Origin of the sequence: Streptomyces nojiriensis (assembly GCF_017639205.1) — a bacterium.
In the GTDB taxonomy this organism is placed as follows: domain Bacteria; phylum Actinomycetota; class Actinomycetes; order Streptomycetales; family Streptomycetaceae; genus Streptomyces; species Streptomyces nojiriensis.
The window spans coordinates 2,530,180-2,555,174 of record NZ_CP071139.1; the positions used below are offsets into that span (position 1 = coordinate 2,530,180).

16 protein-coding genes are annotated in these 24,995 nt (G+C 72.6%); 9 read left to right on the forward strand and 7 right to left on the reverse strand.

Going from position 1 to position 24,995, the window contains the following annotated elements; translation table 11 throughout:
* Positions 1 to 273: 273 nt before the first annotated feature.
* Positions 274 to 1,353, forward strand: a complete 1,080-nt coding sequence (locus tag JYK04_RS11855; protein WP_189739770.1) for a lytic polysaccharide monooxygenase auxiliary activity family 9 protein — start codon at positions 274 to 276, stop codon at positions 1,351 to 1,353.
* Between the two features lie 78 nt (positions 1,354 to 1,431).
* On the opposite strand, the gene JYK04_RS11860 is transcribed toward JYK04_RS11855, so the two are convergent.
* From JYK04_RS11860 to JYK04_RS11880, 5 genes are all read right to left on the reverse strand, one after another.
* Positions 1,432 to 2,292, reverse strand: a complete 861-nt coding sequence (locus tag JYK04_RS11860) for an esterase/lipase family protein (RefSeq protein WP_189739768.1) — start codon at positions 2,290 to 2,292, stop codon at positions 1,432 to 1,434.
* A 181-nt stretch (positions 2,293 to 2,473) separates the two neighbouring features.
* Complete coding sequence (locus tag JYK04_RS11865; protein ID WP_189739766.1) at positions 2,474 to 3,493, reverse strand: DinB/UmuC family translesion DNA polymerase; 1,020 nt, start codon at positions 3,491 to 3,493, stop codon at positions 2,474 to 2,476.
* Positions 3,490 to 6,966: a DNA polymerase III subunit alpha gene (locus JYK04_RS11870; RefSeq protein WP_229875700.1), complete on the reverse strand. Its 3,477-nt coding sequence runs from the start codon at positions 6,964 to 6,966 to the stop codon at positions 3,490 to 3,492. Before JYK04_RS11870 ends, JYK04_RS11865 begins: the two co-directional genes overlap by 4 nt.
* Before the next feature lie 689 nt (positions 6,967 to 7,655).
* A complete protein-coding gene (locus JYK04_RS11875; protein WP_189739763.1) occupies positions 7,656 to 9,314 on the reverse strand; it encodes an amidohydrolase in 1,659 nt (552 codons plus the stop codon).
* 32 nt (positions 9,315 to 9,346) lie between these two features.
* Positions 9,347 to 10,741: a purine-cytosine permease family protein gene (locus JYK04_RS11880; RefSeq protein ID WP_189739760.1), complete on the reverse strand. Its 1,395-nt coding sequence runs from the start codon at positions 10,739 to 10,741 to the stop codon at positions 9,347 to 9,349.
* 137 nt (positions 10,742 to 10,878) lie between these two features.
* On the opposite strand from JYK04_RS11880, the gene JYK04_RS11885 reads away from it, so the two are divergent.
* From JYK04_RS11885 to JYK04_RS11920, 8 genes are all read left to right on the forward strand, one after another.
* Positions 10,879 to 11,481: a TetR/AcrR family transcriptional regulator gene (locus JYK04_RS11885; RefSeq protein WP_189739758.1), complete on the forward strand. Its 603-nt coding sequence runs from the start codon at positions 10,879 to 10,881 to the stop codon at positions 11,479 to 11,481.
* A gap of 324 nt (positions 11,482 to 11,805) precedes the next feature.
* Positions 11,806 to 12,708 carry an alpha/beta fold hydrolase gene (locus JYK04_RS11890; protein ID WP_189739756.1) on the forward strand — a complete coding sequence of 301 codons (903 nt, stop codon included), beginning with the start codon at positions 11,806 to 11,808 and terminating at the stop codon, positions 12,706 to 12,708.
* Positions 12,709 to 13,190: 482 nt separating this feature from the next.
* Positions 13,191 to 13,355 (forward strand): FxSxx-COOH cyclophane-containing RiPP peptide, encoded by a 165-nt coding sequence (gene fxsA / locus JYK04_RS11895; protein ID WP_063734217.1) that lies wholly within the window; start codon positions 13,191 to 13,193, stop codon positions 13,353 to 13,355.
* 28 nt (positions 13,356 to 13,383) lie between these two features.
* Complete coding sequence (fxsBH, locus tag JYK04_RS11900; RefSeq protein ID WP_189739753.1) at positions 13,384 to 15,636, forward strand: radical SAM/SPASM protein FxsBH, inactivated beta-hydroxylase extension form; 2,253 nt, start codon at positions 13,384 to 13,386, stop codon at positions 15,634 to 15,636.
* Complete coding sequence (locus JYK04_RS11905) at positions 15,633 to 16,430, forward strand: AAC(3) family N-acetyltransferase (RefSeq protein ID WP_373297456.1); 798 nt, start codon at positions 15,633 to 15,635, stop codon at positions 16,428 to 16,430. Before fxsBH ends, JYK04_RS11905 begins: the two co-directional genes overlap by 4 nt.
* Before the next feature lie 80 nt (positions 16,431 to 16,510).
* Entirely contained in the window at positions 16,511 to 17,887 is a 1,377-nt protein-coding gene (locus tag JYK04_RS11910; RefSeq protein WP_189739750.1) for a TIR-like protein FxsC, read from the forward strand.
* Positions 17,871 to 21,866, forward strand: a complete 3,996-nt coding sequence (gene fxsT, locus JYK04_RS11915) for an FxSxx-COOH system tetratricopeptide repeat protein (protein WP_189739747.1) — start codon at positions 17,871 to 17,873, stop codon at positions 21,864 to 21,866. Before JYK04_RS11910 ends, fxsT begins: the two co-directional genes overlap by 17 nt.
* A gap of 84 nt (positions 21,867 to 21,950) precedes the next feature.
* Positions 21,951 to 22,847, forward strand: a complete 897-nt coding sequence (locus JYK04_RS11920; RefSeq protein ID WP_189739743.1) for a DUF4231 domain-containing protein — start codon at positions 21,951 to 21,953, stop codon at positions 22,845 to 22,847.
* A 243-nt stretch (positions 22,848 to 23,090) separates the two neighbouring features.
* Here JYK04_RS11920 and JYK04_RS11925 read toward each other — a convergent pair whose 3' ends face one another.
* Positions 23,091 to 23,570: a hypothetical protein gene (locus JYK04_RS11925; RefSeq protein ID WP_189739740.1), complete on the reverse strand. Its 480-nt coding sequence runs from the start codon at positions 23,568 to 23,570 to the stop codon at positions 23,091 to 23,093.
* Between the two features lie 97 nt (positions 23,571 to 23,667).
* Complete coding sequence (locus tag JYK04_RS11930) at positions 23,668 to 24,564, reverse strand: S1 family peptidase (protein ID WP_373297455.1); 897 nt, start codon at positions 24,562 to 24,564, stop codon at positions 23,668 to 23,670.
* Positions 24,565 to 24,995: the final 431 nt, after the last annotated feature.

Sequence of the window (24,995 nt, forward strand, 5' to 3'; positions counted from 1 at the left end):
TCCCGAGCCGGACGCTGCCCTCCGAGCTCTTTCCGGATCCCCTGGGGTGCAGGGGTTCCGCAATGCCGCTTCCTGAGGCGGTGCTTGTCCCTGGCTTAAGGGGACCCTAAGGATCCGCTCCGGTGGGCCCGAGGCGGCAAAAGGCGTGGTCGGGACGGCTAGCTTGGCCGGGCCAGGACAGGAAGGGCCCGTTGTGGCGCCGCCGGGGGGCGGCGCACCGCGGAGCCCGATTCCGCCGGCACGCCCCTGCCTTGTGCCCGAAGGAGATCCCCCATGCCCGCACGCCCCCGCCGCACCGCCGTCACGCTGGCCCGTGTCGCCTCCGCGGGTCTCGCCCCGCTCGCGCTGGCCGCGTACGCGGCGGCTCCCGCGGTCGCCCACGGCTCGATGACGGACCCGGTCAGCCGGGTGGCCGCGTGCTACGCCGAGGGACCGGAGTCCCCGAAGTCGGCGGCGTGCAAGGCGGCGGTCGCGGCCGCCGGGACGCAGCCGTTCTACGACTGGAACGCGGTGAACATCGCCAACGCGGCCGGCAACCACCGGTCGTTGATCCCGAACGGCCAGCTCTGCTCCGCCGGCAACGACAAGTACCGGGGGCTGGACCTGGCCCGTGCCGACTGGCCGGCCAGCCCGATGACCGCCGGCGCGCACACCTTCCGCTACAAGGGCACGGCCCCGCACAAGGGCTCCTTCGAGCTGTACGTGACGAAGGACGGCTACGACCCGACCAAGCCCCTGGCCTGGTCCGATCTGGAGCCCGCGCCGTTCGCGAAGGTCACCGACCCGGGCATGCAGAACGGCGACTACGTCTTCTCCGGGACCGTCCCGAACAAGTCCGGCCGGCACCTGATCTACAGCATCTGGCAGCGCTCCGACAGCCCGGAGGCCTTCTACACCTGCTCCGACGTGGTCTTCGGCAAGGACAGCGGCGGCAACGGCGGCAACGGCGGCGGCTCCGGTACCGCTCCGACCACCGGGACGGGTACCAAGCCGAGCGACAAGCCCGGCGGCAAGCCGAGCGACAAGCCGTCCGACAAGCCCGCGGACAAACCCTCGGCCCCGACCGACCAGCAGATCTCCGACGGCGCCGGCAAGTCCACGGTGGAGCACAACGGCCACGGCGACAACGACCCGAAGACGAACGGCACGAAGGATTCCGCCGCCGTCCCGATCGCGGCCGGCCCCTCCTCGCCGGCCGCGGACAAGGTCAACCTCGCGGAGACGGGCGGCAACAGCGCCACCCCGACGATCGCGATCGCCGGGGCCGCCGCCCTGGCCGTCGGCGCGGCCGCGATGTTCGCAGCCGCCCGCCGCCGCACCGCGCGCACGACGACGGGCCGCCACGGCCGCTAGGTGCCCCGGTCAGGTCACGTCAGGTCACAGGACCCCCGCCGGGGTCCTGGCCCGTGTCGGCCGCCTGCGCCCGGTCGGTCAGTCGAAGACCGAGGCGCAGGTGGTCCGTTCGGCGTTGGCCGGGTCGAGGGCGTTGGCCGCCTCGTGCCAGGCGATCCGGTCGGTGAGGCCGATCGCGACGTGCTCCGAGAGGTCCAGGAAGCACAGGTCCTGGAGTACGACGTTGCGTACGTTCGGCCCGTCCAGGAAGGCGCTCCGGTACGGCGTCACCACCTCGTCGTACTTGGTCGCGATGACCGTGTACTTCACCCCTGGCACGGTGTCCCCGCCCTCGTTCAGCTTCTGCTGGAAGGCGGATCCGGCGATCTGGTCGGCGAGGCCCGGGGTCGCGGTGCTGATCAGGTCCTCGGCCCCGGGGAAGTACGGCAGGAGCTTGGTGAATCCGAGCAGGGTGGTGCCGTGGTTGTCGGGGGCGAGCCCGACCAGCGCGTTGACCTTCTGGGCGCCGCCGAGGAACTTCAGGTAGTAGCGCGGCATCATGCCGCCCTGCGAGTGCCCGATGATGTCGGTCTTGGCGGAGCCGGTGGCGGCGAGCACCTTGTCGACGAAGACGTCGAGCTGCCCGGCGGACTTGTCGATGGGCCCGAGCCCGTTGAAGAGGGGGACGCCGGGCAGTTGGCCGTAGTCGAGCGAGTAGACGCAGTACCCGCGGTGGACGAGGTAGGGCGCGAGGCCGAGCCAGTTGTCCCAGGAGTTGCCGAAGGTGCCGTGGACGAGGACGACGGGGCGCGGGTGCGCGGCGGACGGCTTGCACGACCAGTTGTTCCAGCCGCTGCTGGGGGCGGCCGCGGCCTGCGCTGCGCCGGTGGGGGCGACGAGCGCGGCGGCGGTGAGGGTGAGGACGGCGAGTGGGCGGAGCAGGCGTCTCCAGGGCAGCATCGGGTGATCTCCTCGCGGGTCGACTCAGGGGGATGAGCGTGGGGGTTCGTCCCGTGATCCGGATCACAAGGGGGGAGCTGCTGCCGCTAAATTACGGGCGAGTAGCAATACAGGGAAGTTACGCGTCGGTAAAAACTCGCGCGTCGCCCGGGCGGCCGCCGGCAAGGAGCCGGACGGACCGTCAGGCGGCCAGCGTGCCGCGGGCGATCGCGTGCGGCCCGAAGCGCGCGCGGACCCGGTCCGTGACGGCCTCCAGGCGGCGGGCCTTCTCGTCCTCGGGGTCGAGGCTGAGCTGCCGCGTGGCCCGTTCGGCCGAGGTCAGGTCCTCGGCGCGCAGGGACAGCGCGCGGACCCGGGCCCGCTGGAGGCCGAGGCCCGCGTAGAGGGCGTAGGCCGTGGCGGTCAGGGCGGCCGAGTGCGCGGTGGGCTCGGCCAGGGTGCGCGTCCGGGTGAGCGTGGTGCGGTCGGCGCAGCGGACGGTGAGCGAGAGGGCGCGGCAGACCTGCCCCCGGCCCTGTTCCTGTGTACGAAGCTTCGCGCCGAGCTCCTCCGTCAGCGAGAGCAGGGCCCGCCGGTGCCGTACGGGATCCAGCTCGTCCAGATCGAAGAGCCGCTCGGCGGCGACGGCGCGGGCGGCAGCGCCCGGCCGGACGGGGGTCCGGTCGATCCCGAGGGCGCGCTCGTGCACCTCGCGGCCGAGCCGCGCGCCGAGGATCCGCCGCAGGGCGGCGGGCGGGGCTGCGGCGACCCGGCCGACGGAATCGAGGCCGTAGGAGCACAGGGTGCGGGCGGCCTTCGGCCCGACCCCGTCGAGGGCGGTGACGGGCTTGCCCGCCAGGAAGTCCCGTACGGCGGCGGGCTCCCCGGGGATCACCAGGGTCTCCCCGGGCCGGGCCTCGCGGGCCGCCGCCCGGGCCAGCATGGGGTTGCCGGCCACGCCGACGGCGGCGTCCACGCCGTACAGGGCGAGGGCCCGGACCCGGATCACGGCGGCCAGCCGGATGGCGTCGCAGTCGAAGTACCGCAGCGCGCCCCGGACCTCGGCGAGGACGGTGTCGGGCGCCAGGGCCTGCACGGCCGGGGTGATGCCCCCGAGCAGCGCGAGCACCCCGGCGTACTCCCGCGCCCCGAGCGGGCCCCCGTCGGCGGGGTACGGGCGCAGGCACATCACGACCCGCTCGGCGGCGGTCCCGGCGGTCATCCCGCGCTCCCCGGGCTGGAGTGCCACAGCTTGCGGCCGGTCGCGGGGCCGGTGCCCGGCGGCTGGAGGTCGGCCCAGGGGTTCATCTCGTACCCCGTGGACATGCGGATCCTGCGGCCGGGACCATGCGGACCCTGCGGGCCCTTCGCCGCAGGCTCCCCGTCGGCGCCCGGGGCTCTTGGGTCGGCCGGCTCGGTCGCCGGTTCGGCGAGGCGGGCCGCGACCGCGTCCAGGCCGCCCGCCGCCCGCAGTTCCACCAGCTCCGCCAGGTTCCACGCCGCCGCCCCGACCACGCTCAGGCTCTGCGGGCCCCGCCGCTGCACGACACCTCGTACCAGCAGCAGGAAGGAGTGGAAGACGGTGTGCGCGCAGCGTTCGTGGCTGTCGTCGAAGAAGGCCAGGTCGACCAGGCCCGTCCCGTCGTCCAGCGTCGTGAAGATGACCCGCTTCCCGGAGCGGATCGGCGGGGTCTGGGTGGCCGCCTTGGCTCCCGCGACCAGCACGGTCTGCCCGTGCTCGGTGTCCCGCAGCCGGCGCGCCGGGATCACTCCCAGTTCGGCCAGGAAGGCGTGGTGGTCCCCCATCAGGTGCCGGGAGGCGTCCATGCCGAGGACGCCCAGCTCGGCGCTGAGCCGTTCCGCCTCGGTCAGGTCGGGCAGACCGACGGAGGCCGTGGACCGGCCGCCCTCCAGCGGGAGTTGAGGACCGCGCACGCCTGTGGCCCGCTGCGCGCCGTGCAGTTCGGACACGTGCAGCAGCAGGTCCCGCCGGTTGGCTCCGAAGGCGTCCAACGCCCCTACCTGCGCGAGTCGTTCGGCGACCGGGCGGCCAGGGTGCGCCCGGTCCCAGAAGTCGCGCAGGGAGGCGTACGGCTGCCCCGCCTCGATCCGGTCCGCCTCGGCCTCGCTGATGCCGTGGACGTCGGACAGCCCGAGCCGCAGCCCCCACACTCCCCCGTCATCGGACACCAGTTCGATATGATGGGCGGCCGCCGACCGGTTCACGTCCAGCGGCAGCACCGGCACGCCCCGCCGCCGCGCGTCCGCCAGCAGCAGCCGTTTCGGGTACATCCCCGGGTCGTGGGTCAGCAGCCCGGCATAGAAGGCCGCCGGGTGGTGCGCCTTCAGCCAGGCCGACTGGTACGTGGGCACCGCGAAGGCCACCGCGTGCGCCTTGCAGAAGCCGTACGAACCGAAGGCCTCCACGATCTCCCAGGTCCGGCCGATCACCTCCACCGGATAGCCGCGCTCGGCCGCCTTCGCCGCGAACCAGACCTTGATCCGCGGCTGCGACTGCGGGTCGGACAGCCCGCGCCGCACCCGGTCCGCCTCGTCCCGCCCGCAGCCGGTCATGACGTGGACGATCTCGATGATCTGCTCGTGGAAGACCACCACCCCGTACGTCTCGCGCAGCGCGTCGGCCAGGTCCGGGTGCGGGAAGCGGACCGGGGCCCGCCCGTGCCGGGCCTCGATGAAGGGCCGCACCATGTCGGCGGCCACCGGCCCCGGCCGGAACAGCGAGATGTCGACGACCAGGTCGTGGAAGGTGGCCGGCTGCAGCCGCCCCACCAGGTCCCGCTGGCCCGGCGATTCGATCTGGAAGCAGCCCAGGGTCTCGGCCGAGCGGATCAGCTCGTACGTGGCCCGGTCGCCCGGCGGCACCTGCGCCGGGTCGTCCAGGTCGAGCTCCTCCCCCGTGCCCCGCCGGATCTCCGCGACCGCGTGCGCCATCGCGGACTGCATCCGCACGCCCAGCACGTCCAGCTTGAGCAGCCCGAGCTCCTCCACGTCGTCCTTGTCGAACTGGGACATGGGGAAGCCCTCGCCGCTGGTGGGCACCACCGGGGTACGGGCGAGCAGCGAGTCGTCGGAGAGCAGCACCCCGCACGGGTGCATGGCGATCCCGCGCGGCAGCGCATCCAGGGATTCGACGAGCTCCCACAGCCGCCCGTACGACTCCCCCCGCACGTCACGCAGTTCGGGGAGCTCCTCCAGCGCGGCGCGGGCGTCGCGGGCCCTGATGTGCGGGAAGGCCTTGGCGAGCCGGTCGGTGACGGCGGGGTCCATGGACAGGGCCGCGCCGACGTCGCGGATGGCGTGCCGGACCCGGTAGGTCTCGGGCATGGAGACGGTGGCGACGCGCTCGGTGCCGAACCGCTCCATGATCCGCCGGTAGACCTCCAGCCGGCGGGCGGACTCCACGTCGATGTCGATGTCGGGCAGGACGCGCCGCCGCTTGGAGAGGAAGCGCTCCATCAGCAGGCCGTGGGCGACGGGGTCGGCGTGCGCGATCCCGAGCAGGTGGTTGACGAGGGAGCCGGCGCCGGAGCCGCGGGCGGCCACCCGGATTCCCATCTCCCTCACGTCGTCCACCACTTGAGCGACCGTCAGGAAGTACGAGGCGAAACCGTGGTAGGCGATGATGTCGAGCTCCTGGTGCACCCGCTCCCAGTACGCCCGGTCGCCCGCGTAGCCGCGCAGCACCATGCCCGCCGAGGCCCGGGAGGCGAGGACCCGCTGGGCGCTGCGGTGGGCCGCGCCGACGAGCCGGGCCTCGGGGAAGTGCACGGAACCCATGCCGAGGTCGCCCTCGGGGTCCACGGAGCAGGCCTCGGCGGTGCGCCGGGTCTCCGCGAGCAGGCGTCTGGCGTCGGCGGGGCGCAGGCCGGCCGCCTGCGCGATCCGGTCGGCGGCCTCGGCCATGGCGGCGGGGGCCTTGAGCCAGCGCTCGCCGCTGTCGAGCGGGTACGCGGGGTTGCGGGGGTCGATGGGGACCAGGCGGCGGGCCGCGTCGAGGATGTCGGCGACCGGTCCCTGGCCGGGGTCGGCGTAGCGGACGGCATTGGTCAGCACGGCCGGAACGCCCTGCTCGGCGGCGAAGCCGACGGTACGGGCGGCCAGCCGGAGCGAGCCGGGCCCGGTGCCGGTGCGGCCGTGGTGGACGGCCTCCAGGCGCAGGGAATCGCCGTAGATCTCCCGCCAGGGTGCGAGCAGCCGGACGGCCCGGTCGGGGCGGCCCGCGGCGAGCGCCCGCCCCACCTCGGAGCCGGGCCCGAGCAGGACGAAGACGCCCTCCCCGCGCAGGGCCTCCCAGGGCACCAGCGGGACCTCGGCGGCCCCCGCGTGGGCGGCGGTGACCATCCGGCACAGCTCGGCCCAGCCGGCCGCCCCGTCCCGGGCCAGGAAGACGGCGCGCGCGGCGGACTCGTCCACGAAGGCCCCGCCCTTGACGGGGGTGCGCCGCCGGTACGAGGCCTCGCCGGGCCCGGTCGGGCCCCCCGACCCGGCCGGGCCCGTCGCGGGCGGGACCGCCATGTCCACTCCGAACAACGGCCGGATGCCCGCCTGTGCACACGCCTTCGCGAACCGGACCGCGCCCGCGAGGGTGTCGCGGTCGGTCAGGGCGAGGGCGTCCATGCCCCGCTCGGCGGCACGCTCCGCCAGCCGCTGCGGGTGTGCGCCTCCGTAGCGCATGGAGAACCCCGAAACGGTGTGCAGATGCGTAAAACCAGGCACCCGCGGCCTCCTGCTTCGCTCGAATGAACACCTCCCCCGCTCTCCACCATAGAGCAATTCGAATATCCGTGCGAAACACTTGTTCGATCACCTGACCGTGCGGCTCGGCGCGGCCGGATCCAGGCCGGGCCCCTGCGGGGTGGCTCGGCGGTGTGCGGTGCTCGGGCCGTCTGCCGGGTGCGGGTTGTGTGCCGGGCGCTGCCCGGACCCGCGCCTCAAACGCCGGCGGGGCTGAAAGTGCGGGCCCGTGCCTCGGCGGGTGGCGGGGCTGGGTGTGGCGGGCTTGTCGGTTCGGGTCGGTCCGTGGGGCCGGGGCGGGGTGTCTCCTCGGCTCGGCGCGTGCTGTGTGTCTCGGCTGTGCCCGGCGGTCGCGCCTCGTCCTGCGGGGACACCCCGCCCCGTCCCCACTCCCCTTCCGCCGTCGAAGCCCTGCCGTGGGGCGGGGACACGCAGGAGGGTCCCCGCAGGACGAGGCGCGACCACGGCCGCCTGGCCGGGACGAGCCCGAACGCGCCGAGCCGAGGAGACCCTCGTGCGGGGCACCGCCCCACACCACCCAGCCCCGCCGGCGATTGAGGCGACCCACCACGGCAGAGGAAGACGTGCCGCCGAGCCGTACACCGCCGAGCCGCCCGCAGGGCACCGGCTCAGAACGCCGCGTGGACCACCTCGCCCGCCACCACGACCGTCTCGGCGACCGTGCCCGGGATCTCGTCCGCCGGGACGGCGAGGATGTCCCGGGACAGGATCACGAAGTCCGCGGCCTTGCCCACCGTGAGGGAACCGCGTTCCCGCTCCAGGAAGTTGGCATGGGCCGAGCCCATCGTGTAGCCGTACACGGCCGTCGCCACGTCCACCGTCTCGGCCGGCTGCCAGGCCGGTCCGTCGCCGGACAGCGGGCGGCGCGTCACGGCCGTGTAGATGCCGACCATCGGGTCCATCTCCGCCACGTTCCAGTCGCTGGAGAACGCCAGCACCGCCCCCGCCTCGTGCAGGCTCCGCATCGGCCAGGCCTTGTGCCAGCGGCCCTCGCCCACGTTCTCCGCCCAGTCCTGGCCGGGGCCCGCGATCTCCGGTGCGCAGTGCCTCGGCTGCATGCAGGCGATCACGCCGAGCTGCGCGAAGCGCGGCACGTCCGCCGGGTCCAGGCACTCCACGTGGACCACCTGGTGGCGGGCGTCGCGCGGGCCGTTCAGGGTCCGCGCGTGCTCGACCGCGTCCAGGACGGTCCGGATGCCCCGGTCGCCGGTCGCGTGCACGAAGCACTGGAAGCCGCGGGCGTCCAGCTTCGCCAGCAGGTCCGCGAACTCCTCCGCCGGGTAGAAGGTCTCGCCCCGGTGCGCGCCGCATCCGGTGTACGGCTCCAGCAGGGCGGCCGTACGCGGTTCCACCACGTCGTCGATGTACAGCTTGAGCGGGCCGACCCGCAGCCGGTCCCCGGCGAACCGCCGTGCCGCGTCGGCGAATTCGTCCAGGTCGGCGTCGCCGGTACCGCGCGGGTGGAACAGCGCCGCGACGATCCGTGAGCGCAACCGCCCTTCGGAGCGGGCCCGTTCGAAGAGTTCGAGGTCGTCGAGGGAGTTCTGGGGCTCGACCACGGTGGTGATGCCGAAGCCGATGGCGTCGTCGAGGCTCTTGGCGAGCCGCCCGTACTGGCGGTCCGGCGAGGCCCACGGCACGCCCAGCTCGCGCAGGGCCCGGTGGCCGTCGCGGGAGAGTCCCTTGACGGCGAAGTCCTTGACGAACCCGGTGGGCTCGCCGGTCTCCGGGTCCACCGCCGCCGTCCCGAAGGGGAGGTCGGTGCGGTCCCGCGAGACCCCGAGCCGCCGCATGGCCGCCGTGTTCAGCCAGGCCGTGTGCACGTCGTACGAGAGCACGATCGCCGGGGTGTCCCCGGTGACCGGGTCCAGGTCGGCGGCGCACGGCATCCGCCCGCCCGGGATGGCGGAGTAGTCGAAGGCCTCGGCCTCGATCCAGCCGGCGTCCGGGTTGGCCTGCCGCCAGGCCAGGATCCGTTCGTGGATGCCCTCCAGGGTGCGCACCCCGGCGAGCTGGACGCAGTCCGCGTCGGAGCCGAGCCGGACGTGGTTGTGGGCGTCGATGAAGCCCGGCAGGACGAGCTTGCCGCCCGCGTCGATCCGCCGGGTGTCCGGGCCGGCCCAGGCGGCGGCCCCGGTGTCCGGGCCGACCCAGACGATCCGCCCGTCGTGGACGGCGAGGGCTTCGGCCTCGGGCAGGTCGGGATCGACGGTGTGGATCCGGGCTCCGGTGAGCAGCAGGTCGGCGGGGAAGGGGTGGCGTGCCATGTGGGGGTGCTCCATTGGGTGTGCGGTGCGGTTCAGGCGGCCGGGACGTACGCCGCGACCCGGCGGCGGGTGAGGGCCCAGTAGGTGAGTCCGGAGACGACCGAGCCGAGCAGGGTGAGGTCGGCGCCGCCGAGCGGGGCGACCAGTGGCCCGGTCCAGAGCTCGGAGTCGCAGGTCAGGGCGGCGAAGGCCATTCCGGCGAGCAGGGCGGTGATGCCGGCGGGGTGGTAGCCGGAGCGGTACCAGTAGGCGCCCGCGCTGCCTGCGTGCAGCGCGTCGGCGTCGTAGTGGCAGCGGCGCAGCAGCATGTCGGCGAGGAAGACTCCGCCCCAGGGGGCGAACACGATGATCAGCAGGGAGAGGAAGGAGAGGAGGGAGGTGGTGAAGTCGGTGAGGAACAGCGCGGCGAGCGAGCCGGCGGCGGTGACGGCGGCGCTGATGACGATGGCCCGGGCGCGGCTCCAGGGGATGCCGAGGACCTGGAGGTTCAGGCTGGAGGAGTAGAGCGTGATGATCGAGTTGGTGACCGAGCCGCCGAGCACGAGGGCCAGGAACAGCGGCTGGAACCAGCCGGGCAGCAGACTCTCGGCGCCGGCGACCGCGTCGGTCATGTCGGTCCGGGTGGCGGCGGCGACGCCCGCGACGCCGAGGGCGACCGAGGAGAGGAAGCCACCGAGGGCGCCCATCCAGGTGATGGACTTCAGCGAGGTGGTCCGGGGCAGGTAGCGGGTGTAGTCGGCGGGCATGGGCAGGTACGAGAAGGGTCCGGCGAGCATGACCACGAAGGCGAGGCTCCAGCCGGAGAGGCCGGGTGCGGCGGCGGCCGGGGCGGCGGTGTCGGTGCCGGGCAGGACGAAGAGGAGCAGGATGCCGAAGCCGGCGGCGAGGACGTAGGCCATCCAGCGTTCGGCGAACTGCACGGTGGCGTGGCCCCACATGGCGACGGCGAAGGTCAGCGCGAGGGTGACCAGGAGGGCGACGGCGCGGCCGGCGGTGCCGCCCTGCCAGCCGATCTCGGCGAAGAAGACTTCCAGCGCGAGGGTGCCCACCACGGTGTTGACGATGGTGTAGCCGATGCTCACCACCCAGTTGAGGACGCCGGCCGGGAGGTTGCCGCGCACTCCGAAGGTGGCGCGGGAGATGACCAGGGTGGCGGTGCCGGTGCGGATGCCGCTGAGTCCGGCGGCGCTGATGGCGAAGAAGGAGAGTCCGCCGATCACGACCACGGCGGTGGCCTGCCAGAAGGAGAGCCCGAAGGCGACGGCGAGGGCGCCGTTGATCACGTAGGTGAAGGTGAGGTTGGAGCCGAACCAGAGCCAGAAGAGGTCCTTGGCGCTGCCGTGGCGTTCGGCGTCCGGAATCGGGTCGATCCCGTGGGTTTCGACCCGGAACACCTCGTCGACGTCGACTGTCTCCTGCTGTCCCATGAGGACCCCTGACCTTGAGCGATCTTGAATGGCGTTCTAATTTCTTGAATGGCATTCAAGATGAGGGCTGTACCTCGACCCCGTCAAGACCCTGTCCGGGATAAGGTCGGACCAGGAAGATCCGGAGGGCGGGAGCGGTGGCGGGAGCAGCACGGCGGCGCGACGGGCGGATCGCCCAGGAGCGGATGCTGGAAGAGGCCATGGCGGCCATCGCCGAGGACGGACTGGCCGCGCTCACCATGTCCGCGCTGGCCGAGCGCCTCGGCACCAGCGGGGGCCACATCCTGTACTACTTCGGCAGCAAGGACCGGCTCCTGCTGGAGGCCCTGCGCTGGAGCGAGGAGCAGCTCACCGGGGAGCGCCGGGCGCTGCTCGGCCGCAGGGTGACGGCGGCGCGCAAGCTGGACCAGTTCCTGGAGCTCTACCTCCCCGAGGGGCCCCGCGACCCGCGCTGGACGCTGTGGATCGAGCTGTGGGCCCGTACCGCCTCCAACCAGCCGCTGAAGGCCGCCCAGGAGGAGATCGACGACAGCTGGCAGCGGGACTTGGAGGCCCTCCTGGCCAAGGGCGTGGACCAGGGCCGCTTCGCGCCCATGGACGTGTCGGCGCGGGCCTCGGAGCTGCTCGCCCTGCTGGACGGCCTGAGCACCCGGGTCGTCCTGGGGCAGCGCGGCGCGGACCGCGCCCGCGCCCTGGAGCAGGCCCGCTCGGCGGCGGCCCTGCTCGTGCCCCGCACCTGAGGCGGGGCCGGCGGGGCCCGATCGGCGCTTCCCGCACCGCCGGGTCGGGAACTCCCCTCCTTTCCGCCAATTCGACAGCCGAAAGCGGAAGCCGCCGCACCAAAAAGGCCTTTCGCGGCGACCGGGGGTCCATTCACACCCGTTCACGCCCGTTCACTCCCCCAGCGCGCCCCCTTGACCAGGGCATATACAAGAGGAACAAAGGCCTTCTCGGGCTCGTGAAGGCATTCACAAGAATTCCGCTGTAAGTGCGCCCTACCGCACTCCTCCCCCAGCGCGCACAATCGCGGTGACGACTCACATCGACCGTGAAGGAGGGAGCGCGTGCGCAATCAGGTGCGCACAGCGGACGGGCGCGCTCTGACCGTGGAGCGCTGGGGCGATCCCGACGGCAAACCCGTCTTTCTGCTGCACGGCATGCCCGGCAGCCGCCTCGGCCCGGCCCCCCGGGGCATGGTCCTCTACCAGCGCCGCATGCAGCTCATCGCCTACGACAGACCCGGCTACGGCGGCTCCGACCGCCACGTGGGCCGCACCGTGGCCGACGTGGCCCAGGACGTGGCCGCCATCGCCGACGCCCTCGGTCTGGACACCTTCGCGGTCGCCGGCCGCTCCGGCGGCGCCGCCGGCGCGCTGGCCTGCGCCGCCCTCCTCCCGGACCGTGTCACCCGGACCGCGGGGATGGTCGGCCTCGCCCCGCGGGACGCGGAGGACCTGGACTGGTTCGCCGGGATGGCCGCGTCCAACGTGCGGGAGTACACCACCGCCACCGACGACCCCGAGGAGCTGGCGGCCCGGCTGATCCCGCGCGCCGACGGCATCCGCAAGGACCCCGGCCGGCTGCTGGACGAACTGCGCCGGGAGCTGACCGACAACGACCGCATGATCGTCTCGGACGCCGGCCTGCGGGCGATGCTCCTGCGGAACTACCGCGAGGGGCTGCGCCATTCGGCGTACGGATGGATCGACGACGTCCTCGCCTTCAGCCGCCCCTGGGGCTTCGACCCGGCCGACATCCGCTGTCCGGTGCTGATCTGGCACGGCGAGCTCGACGTGTTCTCCCCCGTGGGTCACTCCCGCTGGCTGGCCCGCCGCATTCCCGGGGCCACGACCAACATCGTTCCCGCCGCCGCGCACTTCGCCTCCCTGCGCGCGCTGCCCGACGTACTGAACTGGCTGCTGCGCGACCTCCCGACACCGGATCTCAGCGAACAGCAGCCCGCGTAGGGGCGGTTGACCCCATCGGCAGCCGTCGGCCCCATCGTCGGATGCGCCGTCCGCGAGCACACCGGGGCCGCCTCCGGGGCCGCCTCCCGGGGGACGCCGCCGGCGCGGTCGGCGCCGCCGCCGCGGTGATCACCGTCTCCGCCTGCCGCTGTGCGGGAACGGTTCCGCGCACGGCGGGCCCGGCTCCCGGCCGACGGCACACACCTTCGCATCGCACCAGGTCAGCGGGGTGCGGCCGGCGCAGGTCCGGTCCGGACGGAGCCGTCGCCGGGACGCCGGGCAATGAAAAGGATCTTTCCTTGCGGCAAACGGCCGAATCCGCCCTCTTGAGAAATCCGCCGCGCATTGCATGGAAGTGTTGACCAGGCGTCATGTCTCGTGTTGCCAAGGGGGACTGTCCTAGTAAAGTCCCTGCTTGACAGCAGCATGTGGCCGTTGTCATTCACATGTCCATTCCACATGGCTTCCCCAAGGACGGTGCCGTGAACACTTCAGCATCCCCCGCGACCAGCTCGGTCAAGGCCCACCGGGTCCCGCTCGGCAAGATCGACGTCCACACCGCGGCCGCGGCGACGACGCTCGGTCGCGTGCTGCCGGCCGAATCTGCTCGTCCGGTTCAGGCACCGATCTTCAACTCCGCGCTCTGACCCGAACTCCGCGCTCTAGACTGGTGGAATGACCGGCCTGATCGCATTTCGCGAGATCGTCCTGAAAGTTCACAGCAGATGCGATCTTGCTTGTGATCATTGCTACGTCTACGAACACGCAGATCAGAGCTGGCGGGCCCGGCCGAAAGTGATCTCCCCCGAGGTTATTTCGCATACCGCGTCCAGGCTCGCCGAACATGCCCGTGACCATGCACTCCCCTCCGTCACGGTGATTCTCCATGGAGGGGAACCCCTGTTGGCGGGCCCGTCCCGGCTCCGCCTCGTGTGCGAGGAGTTCACCCGGGCGCTCGACGGGGTCGCCGAACTCGACCTGCGCATCCACACCAACGGGCTCCAGCTCAGCACCCGTTACCTCGACCTCTTCGACGAGTACGGCGTCCGGGTCGGCATCTCCCTCGACGGGGACCGCGCCGCCAACGACCGCCACCGCCGGTTCGCCGACGGCCGCACGAGCCACCCGCTGGTCCTGGCCGCCGTCGCACTGCTGCGCTCCGAGCCGTACCGCCACCTCTACCAAGGCCTGCTCTGCACCGTGGACGTGGCCAACGACCCCGTCGCCGTACTGGACGCGCTGGTCGAACTCGAGCCCCCGCGCGTCGACTTCCTCCTCCCCCACGCCACGTGGGAGACGCCCCCGGCCCGCCCCGACGGCGCCCCCGACGCCTACGCGCGCTGGCTGCTGCGGATCTTCGACCACTGGGACCGGCTGGGACGCCCGGTGCCCGTACGGCTCTTCGAGTCCCTGCTGTCCACCCTGCGCGGGGGCCCCAGCCTCACCGAGTCGCTCGGCCTCGCGCCCACCGACCTCGTCGTCGTCGAGACCGACGGGACCCTGGAACAGGTGGACTCCCTCAAGAGCGCCTTCGAGGGGGCCGCGGCCACCGGCTTCAATGTCTTCGACCACGCGTTTGACCAGGTCGCGGCCCATCCCGGGGTCCGTGCCCGGCAACTGGGCCTGGCGGGCGTCAGCGAGTCGTGCCGCCGGTGCCCCGTCGTACGTTCGTGCGGGGGCGGGCTCTACACCCACCGCTACCGCGACCGGAACGGCTTCGACAACCCCTCGGTCTACTGCACCGACCTGCGCGAGCTCGTGGACGGGGTCGAGGGCCGCACCGCACCGCGGGAGACCGCTCCGCAGCTCACCGACCCGGCCGAACTCGCCCGGTCCCAGGAGGAACTGACCCGCGTCCTGCTGGCCCGGCTGCACGCGGACCTCGCCGCCGACCCCGGCTGGGCGCGGGCCTGGGAGCTGGTGGCCGCCGTGGAGCGGGCCGGGGAGGCGGGCACGGACGCGCTGGACGCCGTACTGGACCACCCCTTCACCCGGACCTGGGTGCTGGCGGCCCTGGACGCCGCCCGCGACGGCCGGCAGGACGCCCCGGAGGCGGCGCGCAGGCTGACCGCTCTGGCCGCCGCGGCCGTGCTCCGCGGCGGGCTGGACCTGCCGGCCGAGGTGGCCTACCGGGACGGCGAGGTGTACCTGCCGACGCTGGGGCTGCTGCGGCTCGGGGAGCCCGGCACGGAGGGCCGGGCCGCGCTGCACGTCACCGCCGAGGGATACGCCGTACGGGACGGCCGCGCCGAGCACCGCTTCGGGCCCACGGCGGGGGACGCCCGCTGGCAGCCCGTACGCACCTGGTCGCCCGGGCCGGACGCGGCCCCGGTGGCCCTGGAGGACCTCGACCCGTACCGCAACTGCTTCCCCCGCCCGCCCAGGCTCCGCCTCGGCGCCGGGGAGGCCGAGGAGTGGCGGGGCAGGCTGGACCGGGCGTGGGCGCTGCTGCACAAGGCGGTGCCGGAGTTCGCCCGGGCGGCGGCCACCGGGCTGACCACGCTGACCCCGCTCGCGGGCGGCCCGCGCGCGGGCGGCTGGGGCGAGGCCGGGCGGCACGGGCCGGGGGCACTCGGGGTGCCGTACGCGGCGGGGGTGCGCGAGACCGCGCTGGCGCTGCTGACCGGGCGGCGGCGGACCCGTCTGCGGGCGCTGACCGAGGTGGCCGACCTGTACGCGCTGGACGGTCAGTGGCAGCACCGCTCGCCGTGGCGGGAGCGGCCGGTACCGGTGTCCCGGCTGCTGGCGGACGTGCACGAGCGGGTGGCGGTGGAGGCGTACCGGCGGGCCACGGCGACGCCCGAGCCGGGCGGCTCGGACCGGATCCACCGGGCCCTGGACCTGCTCTCGGAGGCGGCCGAGCTGACGGTCACCGGAAAGAGCCTGGTCGCGGAGCTCCGCTACGAACTGAAGACGGTCGACGCGTGAGTGCGCCCGGCCGGCTCCAGCTCGCCGTGCAGTTGCGGCTGGCCGGGGTCCGCCCCGGCATGCGGCTCATGGTGCACTCCGCCCTCGGTGGGACCGGGCTGCGCGCGGAGCTGCTGCGCGACGCCCTGACGGGCGTCCTCGGGCCGCGCGGCACCCTGGTGGTCCCGGCGTTCACCCCGGAGAACTCCAAGACCTCCACCGCCCACCTGGAGCGGATCCGCGGTCTGGACGAGGCCGGGGTGCGGGACTTCCGCGAGCGGATGCCCGCCTTCGACCCGGCGAGCACCCCGAGCCAGGGCATGGGGTCCTTGGCCGAGGCCGTCCGCACCGCGCCGGGCGCGGCGCGCAGCGCCCATCCGCAGACCTCGTTCGCGGCCCTCGGGGCGGACGCGGAGCGGCTGTGCTCGGGTCATCGCCTCGGATGCCATCTGGGGGAGGAGTCACCTCTGGGAAAGCTGTGCTGGGAGGGCGGGCAGGTACTCATGATCAATGTGGGGTTTTCGGTCTGTACCGCTTTCCATCTCGCGGAGTACCGAATTCCGAAGCCCCCCTTGCGCATGTACCAGTGTGTGGTGAAGGTGAACCTTCCGGGGTCGCAAAGGCACCGGCAGGAGGGGGAGTGGACCGCATACGAGGACGTCGCGCTGGACGACGGCGATTTCGCGGAGATCGGTGACGCGTTCCCGGATTCACGGGTGCGCAGGGGGCGGGTGGGAGGTGCGTCGACCATGCTCTTCTCCCTCCCGGAGGCCGTCGATCACGCCCTTGACTGGATGACCGAAAACAGACGCTGATTGACTGAACGATGAGGGGATGTGGCGAAGCAGCTCCGGAATGATGTTTCTTCGCTTCGCATCTTCGGGACGGGGGTCGTGTGCCCGCATCAGGGGAGCCGTACTTTTTTCTCAGTTACGCACATACACCGAGGTTCGGGGCCGGGGGCCCCGACCCGGACATGTGGGTCGAGCGCCTTTTCCGTGATCTCTGCGGGCACGTCATGGCGCTGACGGACCTGCGTGCCGGGTACGACGTCGGGTTCATGGACCGGGAGATACGCAGCGGCGAGGGCTGGTCCGAACGGCTCGCCCGGGCACTCGCCAACTGCCGCGTCTTCGTTCCCCTGTTCTCGCCGCGGTACTTCGCCAGCGAGATGTGCGGGAAAGAGTGGTTCGCCTTCGCGCAGCGCGCCGTCCAGCACGGCGCGATGAGCAACAAACAGGCCGAGGCCATCGTGCCCGCGTTATGGGTACCGGTGCCACCGGAGCAACTCCCCGGCCCGGCCGAGCGGTTGCAGTTCAACCACAACACCTTCGGCGAGCGCTACGTCACCGACGGCCTGTACGGGCTGATCAAGCTGCGCGGCTACGCCGAGCAGTACGAGCAGGCCGTCTACGAGCTCGCCCGGCGCATCGTCCAGGTCGCCGAGACCGCCCACCTGGACCCCATCCGCCCGCTGGACTACCGGAACGTGCCGAGTGCCTTCGGCTCCAGCGGCAGCCCGGCCCGCACCCTGCACGTGACCGTGGCCGCCGCCTCCCGGCACGATCTGCCCGAGGGCCGCACCCCCGAGTACTACGGGGACAGCGCGCTCGAGTGGAACCCGTACCACCCGGTCGCCCAGCGGCCCATCGCCTATGTCGCCGAGGACCTGGTCAAGAACCTCAACTACCAGACCACCATGTCCTCCTTCGACGACGAGGCCGGGCACCTCGACAGCAAGCAGCTGCCGACCCGGCCGGAGATCCTGATCGTCGACCGGTGGGCGGTGGAGGACGAACAGCGGCGCCGGCGCCTGGCCGCCTTCGACCGGGAGCCCCGGCCGTGGGTCAACGTGGTCGTGCCGTGGAACCGGTACGACCATCAGAGCCGGTCGAAGGAGAACGAGCTGGCCGACCGGCTGGAGAACACCATGCCCAAGACGATGAGCCAGGGCCGGGCAGCCTGCCGGGCCGCCGCGAACGGCGTGGCCAACGTGGAGACCCTCGGCCAGATCCTGCCGCAGGTGGTCGAGGCGGCCGCCCAGCAGTTCCTCAGACACGCGCAGCCGTATCCGCCGAAGGGCGACACCTCCATCGAACGGCCCCGGTTGCTGGGGCCGATGGGGATGAACGGGCCGCCCGGGCCGCCATCGCCCCGCGTCCCTTTCCCGCCCGACTCCGACCGGCACCGGACCGGGCCGGCGGGCGCCGGCCTCCACGACAACGACGACAACGACACCGACCGGGGGGACGCGGATGACAGCGAGCAGTGACAGCAGCGGCGACAGCGACAGCCGTGACGGACGCATCGTCACCTTCTATTCGTACAAGGGCGGCACGGGCCGCACCATGGCGCTGGCCAACACCGCCTGGATCCTGGCGGCCAACGGCAAGCGGGTCCTCGCCGTGGACTGGGACCTGGAGGCGCCCGGCCTGCACCGCTTCTTCCACCCCTTCCTGGACCCCTCCACGCTGGGGGCCACCACCGGGGTCATCGATCTGATCAGCGAGTACGCCTGGGCCGCGACCAGCCCGGTGCAGCGGCCCGACGACTGGCACAAGGACTACGCGCGGATACAGCCGCACGCCGTCTCGCTCACCCCGGAGACCCACGGCTGGGAGTTCCCGGACGGCGGCACCCTGGACTTCGTCTCGGCGGGCCGGCAGAACCGCGAGTACTCCGCGACCGTCTCCACCTTCGACTGGGACAACTTCTACGACCGGCTCGGCGGCGGGCTCTTCTTCGACGCCTTACGGGCCGACATGAAGCGGAACTACGACTACGTCCTGATCGACAGCCGCACCGGCCTGTCCGACATCGCCGACATCTGCACCGTCCACCTCCCGGACATCCTGGTCGACTGCTTCACCCTGTCCGACCAGTCCATCGACGGCGCCGCGTCCGTCGCCCGCCAGATCGACGAGCGGTTCAGCGACCGCGGCATCAAGATCTACCCGGTCCCGATGCGCATCGACGAGGGCGAGAAGGAGAAGGCCGACGCCGGCCGGGCGCTGGCCCGGATCAAGTTCGACCGCTTCCCGAACGGCCTGGTCGGGGACGAGCTCACCTCCTACTGGGGCGCGGTGGAGATCCCGTACCGCCCCTACTACGCCTACGAGGAGACCCTGGCCACCTTCGGCGACGAGGCCGGGCTCACCAACTCCCTGCTCTCCGCGTTCGAGCGGCTCACCGCCGTGGTCACCGAGGGCCACATCACCTCCATGCCGGTCATCGGCGAGGAGGTCCGGCTGCGCATCAGGGACGCCTTCACCCGGCGCCGCCCGGCCCTGCCCGCCGACCTGTTCCTGTCCTACGTCGCCGAGAACCGGATGTGGGCCGACTGGATCGAGTCGGTGCTCACCCGGGCCGGATTCCGGGTCGTGCCGAAGGACGTCTCGGCCGAGCGGGCACCGGGAGCGGTCGCCGGGGACACCCTCGGGGGCGCGGGCATCAGCATCGACACGGCCGCCCGGACCGTGGTGCTGCTCTCCACGGCCTACCTCAAGTCGGCCCGGGCCGTGGACGTGTGGGAGCGCGCGGCCGCCGAGGACCCGACCGGGGGCCGGCGCCAGCTGGTGCCGCTGAGGGTGGGCGACGTACGGCTGTCCACGCCGTACATCGACCGCAACCCGGTGGACCTGTTCCGGCTCGACGAGGTGCACGCGACCACCGCCCTGCTGCGTGCGGTGGAGCGGCCCATGGCGCTGCCCGACAGCGTCAACAGTGCCTCGCAGCCCGGTCCCCGCTTCCCGGGGACCGTCCCGAAGATCTGGAACGCGCCGCCCCGCAACCCCGGGTTCACCGGGCGCAGCATCGTGCTGGAGCGGATGCGCGACCAGCTCGGCGGGGGCATGGCCGTGGTGCTGCCGCAGCCGCAGACCCTGTTCGGGCTCGGCGGCGTCGGCAAGACGCAGGTGGCACTGGAGTACGTGCACCGGTTCATGGCCGACTACGACCTGGTGTGGTGGATCTCCTCGGAGCAGACCGACGACGTGGTCGCGGCGCTCGCGGAGCTGGCGGTGCGGCTGGGCGCGCAGACCGGCGAGGACATGGCGGCCGCCTCCCAGGAGGCGATCGACCTGCTGCGGCGCGGGGTCCCTTCCTCCCGCTGGCTGCTGGTCTTCGACAACGCGGACGATCCCGAGACGCTCAAGCGGTTCTTCCCGCCGGGCGGCCCGGGCCATGTCCTGGTGACCTCCCGCAACCAGTCCTGGTCGCAGTACGGTGACGCGCTGCCGGTGGACGTGTTCCTGCGGGAGGAGTCCATCGAGCACCTCCAGCGCCGGGCCCCCGGGCTCAGCAAGGACGACGCCGAGCAGGTGGCGGTGGCGGTGGGCGACCTGCCGCTGGCCGTCGAGCAGGCGGGTGCGTGGATCGCGGAGACGGCGACGCCGGTGTCCGCGTACATCGAGCAGCTGGCGCAGCAGGCCGCCCGCGTCCTGGCCCTGAACCAGCCGCCCGGTTACCCGGAGCCGGTGGCCGCCACCTGGAACATCTCCATCGAGCGGCTGCAGTCCCGGTCCCCGGCGGCCGTCCGGCTGCTCCAGCTCTGCGCCTTCCTCGCGCCCGAGCCGATCTCCGCGAACCTGCTCTACAGCAAGGAGATGATCGACGCCCTCAAGCCCTACGACTCCTCGCTGCAGGAGAAGCTGGTGCTGGGCCGGGTGATCCGGGAGATCGGCCGGTTCGCGCTGGCCAAGGTCGACCAGGTCAGCAACAGCATCCAGGTGCACCGGCTGGTGCAGGCGGTGATCCGGGCCCAGCTGAGCGAGGAGGAGCAGCGCGAGGCGCGGCACGCGGTCCACCGGATCCTGGCCGGGGCCCGGCCGGACGACGACGAGCCGATCGACAATCCGGAGACGTGGCCGCGGTTCAACACCATCTGGTCGCACCTGACCCCGTCGGAGGCCCGGTACTGCAAGGAACCGGAGACGCGCCGGCTGCTGATCGACCGGGTGCGCTACCTGTGGAAGCGCGGCGATTTCAAGGCCGCGTACGCCCTCGGCGAGGAGCTGCGCGAGGCGTGGAAGGAAATGCTGGGCAACAACGACCTGCAGTACCTGTACCTGCGCTTCCACCTGTCGAACATCCTGCGCTCGCAGGGCCGGTTCGTGGAGGCGAAGGAGCTGGACGAGGTCACGCTGGAGCGGCAGAAGGCGGTGCTCGGCCCCTCGCACCCGCACACGTACATGACCATGAGCGGTCTGGCCAACACCCTGGGCGCGCTGGGTCATTACGGACAGGCGATGGAGCTGGCGACCGAAGCCCACGAGGGCTTCAGCCAGATCTTCCACGAGGCGCACCCGCGCACGCTGGCCGCCGCGAACAACCTGGCGCTGAACCTGCGGCTCGTGGGTCAGTACACCAGGGCCCGTGAGATCGACCAGGAGGTGCACGACCTGCGCACGGAGGTGCTCGGGCCGGAGCACCCGTACACGTTGTCCTCCGCGCAGAACCTGGCGCGCGACCTGCGCGAGGTGGGCCGGTACGAGGACTCGGTGCAGCTGCTCAGCCGGACGTACGACACCTACAAGCGGACGCTGGGCCGGGCGTTCCCCGGCACCCTGTCGGCGGCGAAGAACCTGGCGGTGTCGCTGCGCCGGGCCGGCCAGCTGGAGGACGCCCTCCGGCTGACCACGGCCACCCGGGCCCGCTACCGGGCCAAGTACACCTCCGTCAACCCGGACCTGCTGTCCTGCGAGCTCAACCTGGCCTCGGACCTGTTCGCGACCGGGGATCCGGGCGGGGCGCGGGACCTGGCGCAGGAGGTGGTGGACGAGTACATGAAGGTGCCGGGCGAGCGGCACCCGTACACCCTGGCGGCCGTGAACAACCTGGCTGTCTTCCACTGGGGCACGGGCGCCGCGGAGACGGCGGAGACGATGCTGCGCCAGACCATACGGGGGATGCGGGACGTGCTCGGCGACAACCACCCGCACACCGTTTTCGCGCACCTCAACCTCGCCAACACGAGGGCCGACCTGGGCGATCCGGAAGGCGCGCTGGAGCTGGAGCGGCTCGCGGTGATGCGGCTGCGCGAGGCGCTCGGGGCGCACCATCCCGAGACCCTTGCGAGCAGTTCCAACATGGCGGTCAGCCTGGACTCGATGGGCCGCAAGGAGGAGGCGGCCCGGCTGCGGGCGGAGGCGGTGTCCGAGCTGACCCGGCTGCTCGGCGAGGACCACAGTCTGACCCGGTACGCGCGCGACGAGCGGCGGGTCCACCGCGACCTGGAGCCTCTCGCCGTCTGATCCGACGGCGGGCGGCGGGGGCTCCGCGACCGCGGGCCCCCGCCGCCCGCCACCCGACAGCAGGGGGGCGCTGTGACCGACAGCATGACCTTTCGAAACGAGGACCTGCCGGCCCTCTTCCACCACACCGACCAGGCGGCGATCTCCCGGCAGCGGGAGTCGACCCAGGCCACCCGCGCCCAGTTGCTGCTGCTGGTCGCGGCCGCGGCGGCCGCCGCGCTGCCCGCCGGGCCGAAGCTGGGCTCGATGTACTTCTTCGGGCTGCTGAGCGTGCTCTCGTACGTGGGGGTGCTGGGCGTGGGCATGCGGGCGACGCGGCGCCGGGCCCGTCCGCAGTGGCAGCTCAACCGCAGTGCGGCGGAGTTCATCAAGTCGCTGGCCTGGCGGTACGCGGTGCACGGGGCGCCGTTCGGCAGTGAGGTCGCCGCGCCCGACGCGACGTACCGCACCCGGTTGGAGGCGGGTCTGGCCGAGCTGCGGAAGATGGGCTGGGAGGATCCGCGGGCCGCGGGGACGGTTCCGGAGGGCGGGGAGATCACCGGCGCGATGCAGCGGTTGCGCGGGATGGACTACCAGGCGCGGCGCGAGACGTACGTCCGGGACCGGCTGATCGAGCAGCGCAACTGGTACCGGCGGCGCACGGAGGTGTCCCGGCGGGCGACGAACCTGTGGTCGTGGACGATCGTGCTGCTGACCTGTCTGGCGCTGCTGTTCGCGCTGCTCGGGTCGTTCGGTTCGGGTCCGGGGCCGAGGCTGACCGCGCTGCTGAGCGCGGCGGCGGCGGCCGGGATCGCCTGGAACGAGGTGCGCCGCCACCATCCGCTGATCGAGGCGCACACGCTGATCGAGCAGGACCTGGCGGCGATGATGGTCGTGATGCAGACGACCATCACGGAGTCGCAGTGGCCCTCGTCGGTGTACGAGACGGAGCGGTACGTGTCCCCGCAGCACACGGACTGGCTGGCCCGGCACAGCAGTTGAGGGCGGGGAGGGCGTGACCCGGGACTAGGGGGTGTCTTGTCGATCGGGCCGGCCCGGCCTGATCGGCAAGACGCCCGGCCTAGGCCGTCTCTTTCGGATCTTGCCGGGCCCGCGACGCCCGGCACCGCACCTGGCCGCGTTGTCGGGGCGCCCGAGTACGTCCAGTACACGGGCGCTCCTCCGCCTTGCCATCCACGGCACCGGACGCCGCGGGCTCGGCCGACAAGATCCGAAAGAGACGGCCTAGTCCCGGGTCACGCCCTCGCACCAGATGACGGTGACCGGTTTGCCGAGCGCCCGCGCGTAGGCGACGATCTCGGCGGTGCCGCCGTGCCCGCGGGCGGGCTGCCCGTCCCAGACGGCGACGAGCCGGTCGCACGAGTCGGCTATGTAGGTGCCGGCGGCGTAGTAGGCCTCGTCGGTGGAGCGGGCGAAGTCCATCCGGACCTCCTGGGTGGCCCGGTTCTTGAGCCCCCGGTAGCGGGCGAGGGCCTCGGCGCCCTCGAAGGCGTCCTCGTAGTCCCCGCTGGGGATCACCACGGTGAGGTCGGCGCCGTTCTCGAGGGCGATGGCGGCGAACAGCTGGTCCGCTCCCTCGGCGAGGCTGGAGAAGGCCTCCAGCGGTCCGTCGTGGTCGCCCAGTACGGCCCGCAGGCCGTCCTCCACATGGCCGAGCACCGAGTCGGGAATGGCTCGGTGCCCGGTCACGCCGATGCGTTTCATGCAGAAACCAGCCTCCCCCGTGGACACGGCCGCCCCGAACATCCTCCCAGAAGGCGGGAGGACGTCCAGGGGTGCGACGGGGGCGCGTGAGTCATCGTCAGTAGACGCTGACCCCGTATGCGTTGAGGGCTTCGACCACCGGCTGGAAGAAGGTCGTCCCGCCCGAGGAGCAGTTTCCGCTGCCGCCGGAGGTGAGGCCGACGGCGCGGGTGCCCGAGTAGAGCGGGCCGCCGCTGTCGCCGGGTTCGGCGCACACGTTGGTGCGGATCATGCCGTAGACGATGTCGCCGCCGCCGTAGTTGACGGTGGCGTTGAGTCCGGTGACCCGGCCGCTGTGGATACCGGTGGTGGACCCGCGCCTGGTCACCGACATGTTGAGGGTGGCGTTCACGGCGCTGGTGATGTCCTGGCTGCCGACGGTGCCGGGGGGCACCGGCGTGTTGCTGGCGTACTTGATGAGGCCGTAGTCGTTGGTCGGGAAGCTGGAGCCGACCGTGGAGCCCACGACGGCGGTACGGGCGGAGTTGCTCCACCAGGTGCCCGCCCCGTCGGTGCAGTGCCCGGCGGTCAGGGCGTAGTAGGTGCTGCCGTTGCGCACGTTGAAGCCCAGCGAACAGCGCCAGCTGGTGGCGTAGATGGCATCGCCGCCGGACACCAGTTTGGTGAGCTTGCCGGGGATGCGTTCGATGCGCAGCGCTCCGACGTCGGCCCCGGCCTCGCGCTTGATCCTCGCGATACCGGCGTCGGAGACCGTGGAGTCGGCGGAGACCACCAGGGTTCCGGTGGCGGGGTCGGTGTGCCAGGCGGTGCCCGCCACGTCGGCGCGCAGGACGGATGCGCCGGCCGAGGCGAGCCGGTCGGCGCTGAATCCGCTGTCCTTGCCGTCCCGGCTGGAGTCCGCGCTCGCGGCCGTGGGGACGGCGAGCGCTGCGGCGGCGGCCAGGCCGGTGGCCGCCGCGAGCAGCCTGGTACGGGTCATGCGCTTGATCCTCACTTCTCGTCCTCCTGGAGAGGGTCGGGGGCCCGGCGGTTGTGGGGGTGCCGGCGCCCGTGAGGCGCAGCCGGGGGCACGGCGGGCGCATGAACTTTGGCCGTGTCCCTGACAAGCGCTGTCGGGAGTGTCCTGTCGTCGGATACCGGTCGCAAGAGCGGCTTTCAGCCTCCGCCCGCCCGCCGCGACCTCGAAGGGCAGCGTGTTCCCGGGCGGCGGAAAAGGGCAGATGAAGCGCCTCGCGCGCCGGGTATGCCGGGCTTCAGGAAGTGGTGGCCGCGCCCGGCGGCGGCGGTGGCGGTCGGCGCCACACCGGTCTCCGGCCGGCGCCAATGCCCCGGAACGGCCGGAATTCGACCTTCCGGGTAGTCGGCGGGCCGGAAGGTTCCGGTCAGCGCGAGGGGGCCGCAGGGCGCGGACACTGCCGCCGCCCT

What these genes read in the sequence shown, in the direction of transcription:
- JYK04_RS11870 (WP_229875700.1), bottom strand. Translation starts at nt 6,966, where the DNA reads ATGCGCTACGGAGGCGCACACCCGCAGCGGCTGGCGGAGCGTGCCGCC.
- JYK04_RS11875 (WP_189739763.1), bottom strand. Translation starts at nt 9,314, where the DNA reads ATGGCACGCCACCCCTTCCCCGCCGACCTGCTGCTCACCGGAGCCCGG.
- JYK04_RS11925 (WP_189739740.1), bottom strand. Translation starts at nt 23,570, where the DNA reads ATGAAACGCATCGGCGTGACCGGGCACCGAGCCATTCCCGACTCGGTG.
- JYK04_RS11865 (WP_189739766.1), bottom strand. Translation starts at nt 3,493, where the DNA reads ATGACCGCCGGGACCGCCGCCGAGCGGGTCGTGATGTGCCTGCGCCCG.
- fxsBH (WP_189739753.1), top strand. Translation starts at nt 13,384, where the DNA reads ATGACCGGCCTGATCGCATTTCGCGAGATCGTCCTGAAAGTTCACAGC.
- JYK04_RS11860 (WP_189739768.1), bottom strand. Translation starts at nt 2,292, where the DNA reads ATGCTGCCCTGGAGACGCCTGCTCCGCCCACTCGCCGTCCTCACCCTC.
- JYK04_RS11880 (WP_189739760.1), bottom strand. Translation starts at nt 10,741, where the DNA reads ATGGGACAGCAGGAGACAGTCGACGTCGACGAGGTGTTCCGGGTCGAA.
- JYK04_RS11920 (WP_189739743.1), top strand. Translation starts at nt 21,951, where the DNA reads ATGACCTTTCGAAACGAGGACCTGCCGGCCCTCTTCCACCACACCGAC.
- JYK04_RS11855 (WP_189739770.1), top strand. Translation starts at nt 274, where the DNA reads ATGCCCGCACGCCCCCGCCGCACCGCCGTCACGCTGGCCCGTGTCGCC.
- fxsT (WP_189739747.1), top strand. Translation starts at nt 17,871, where the DNA reads ATGACAGCGAGCAGTGACAGCAGCGGCGACAGCGACAGCCGTGACGGA.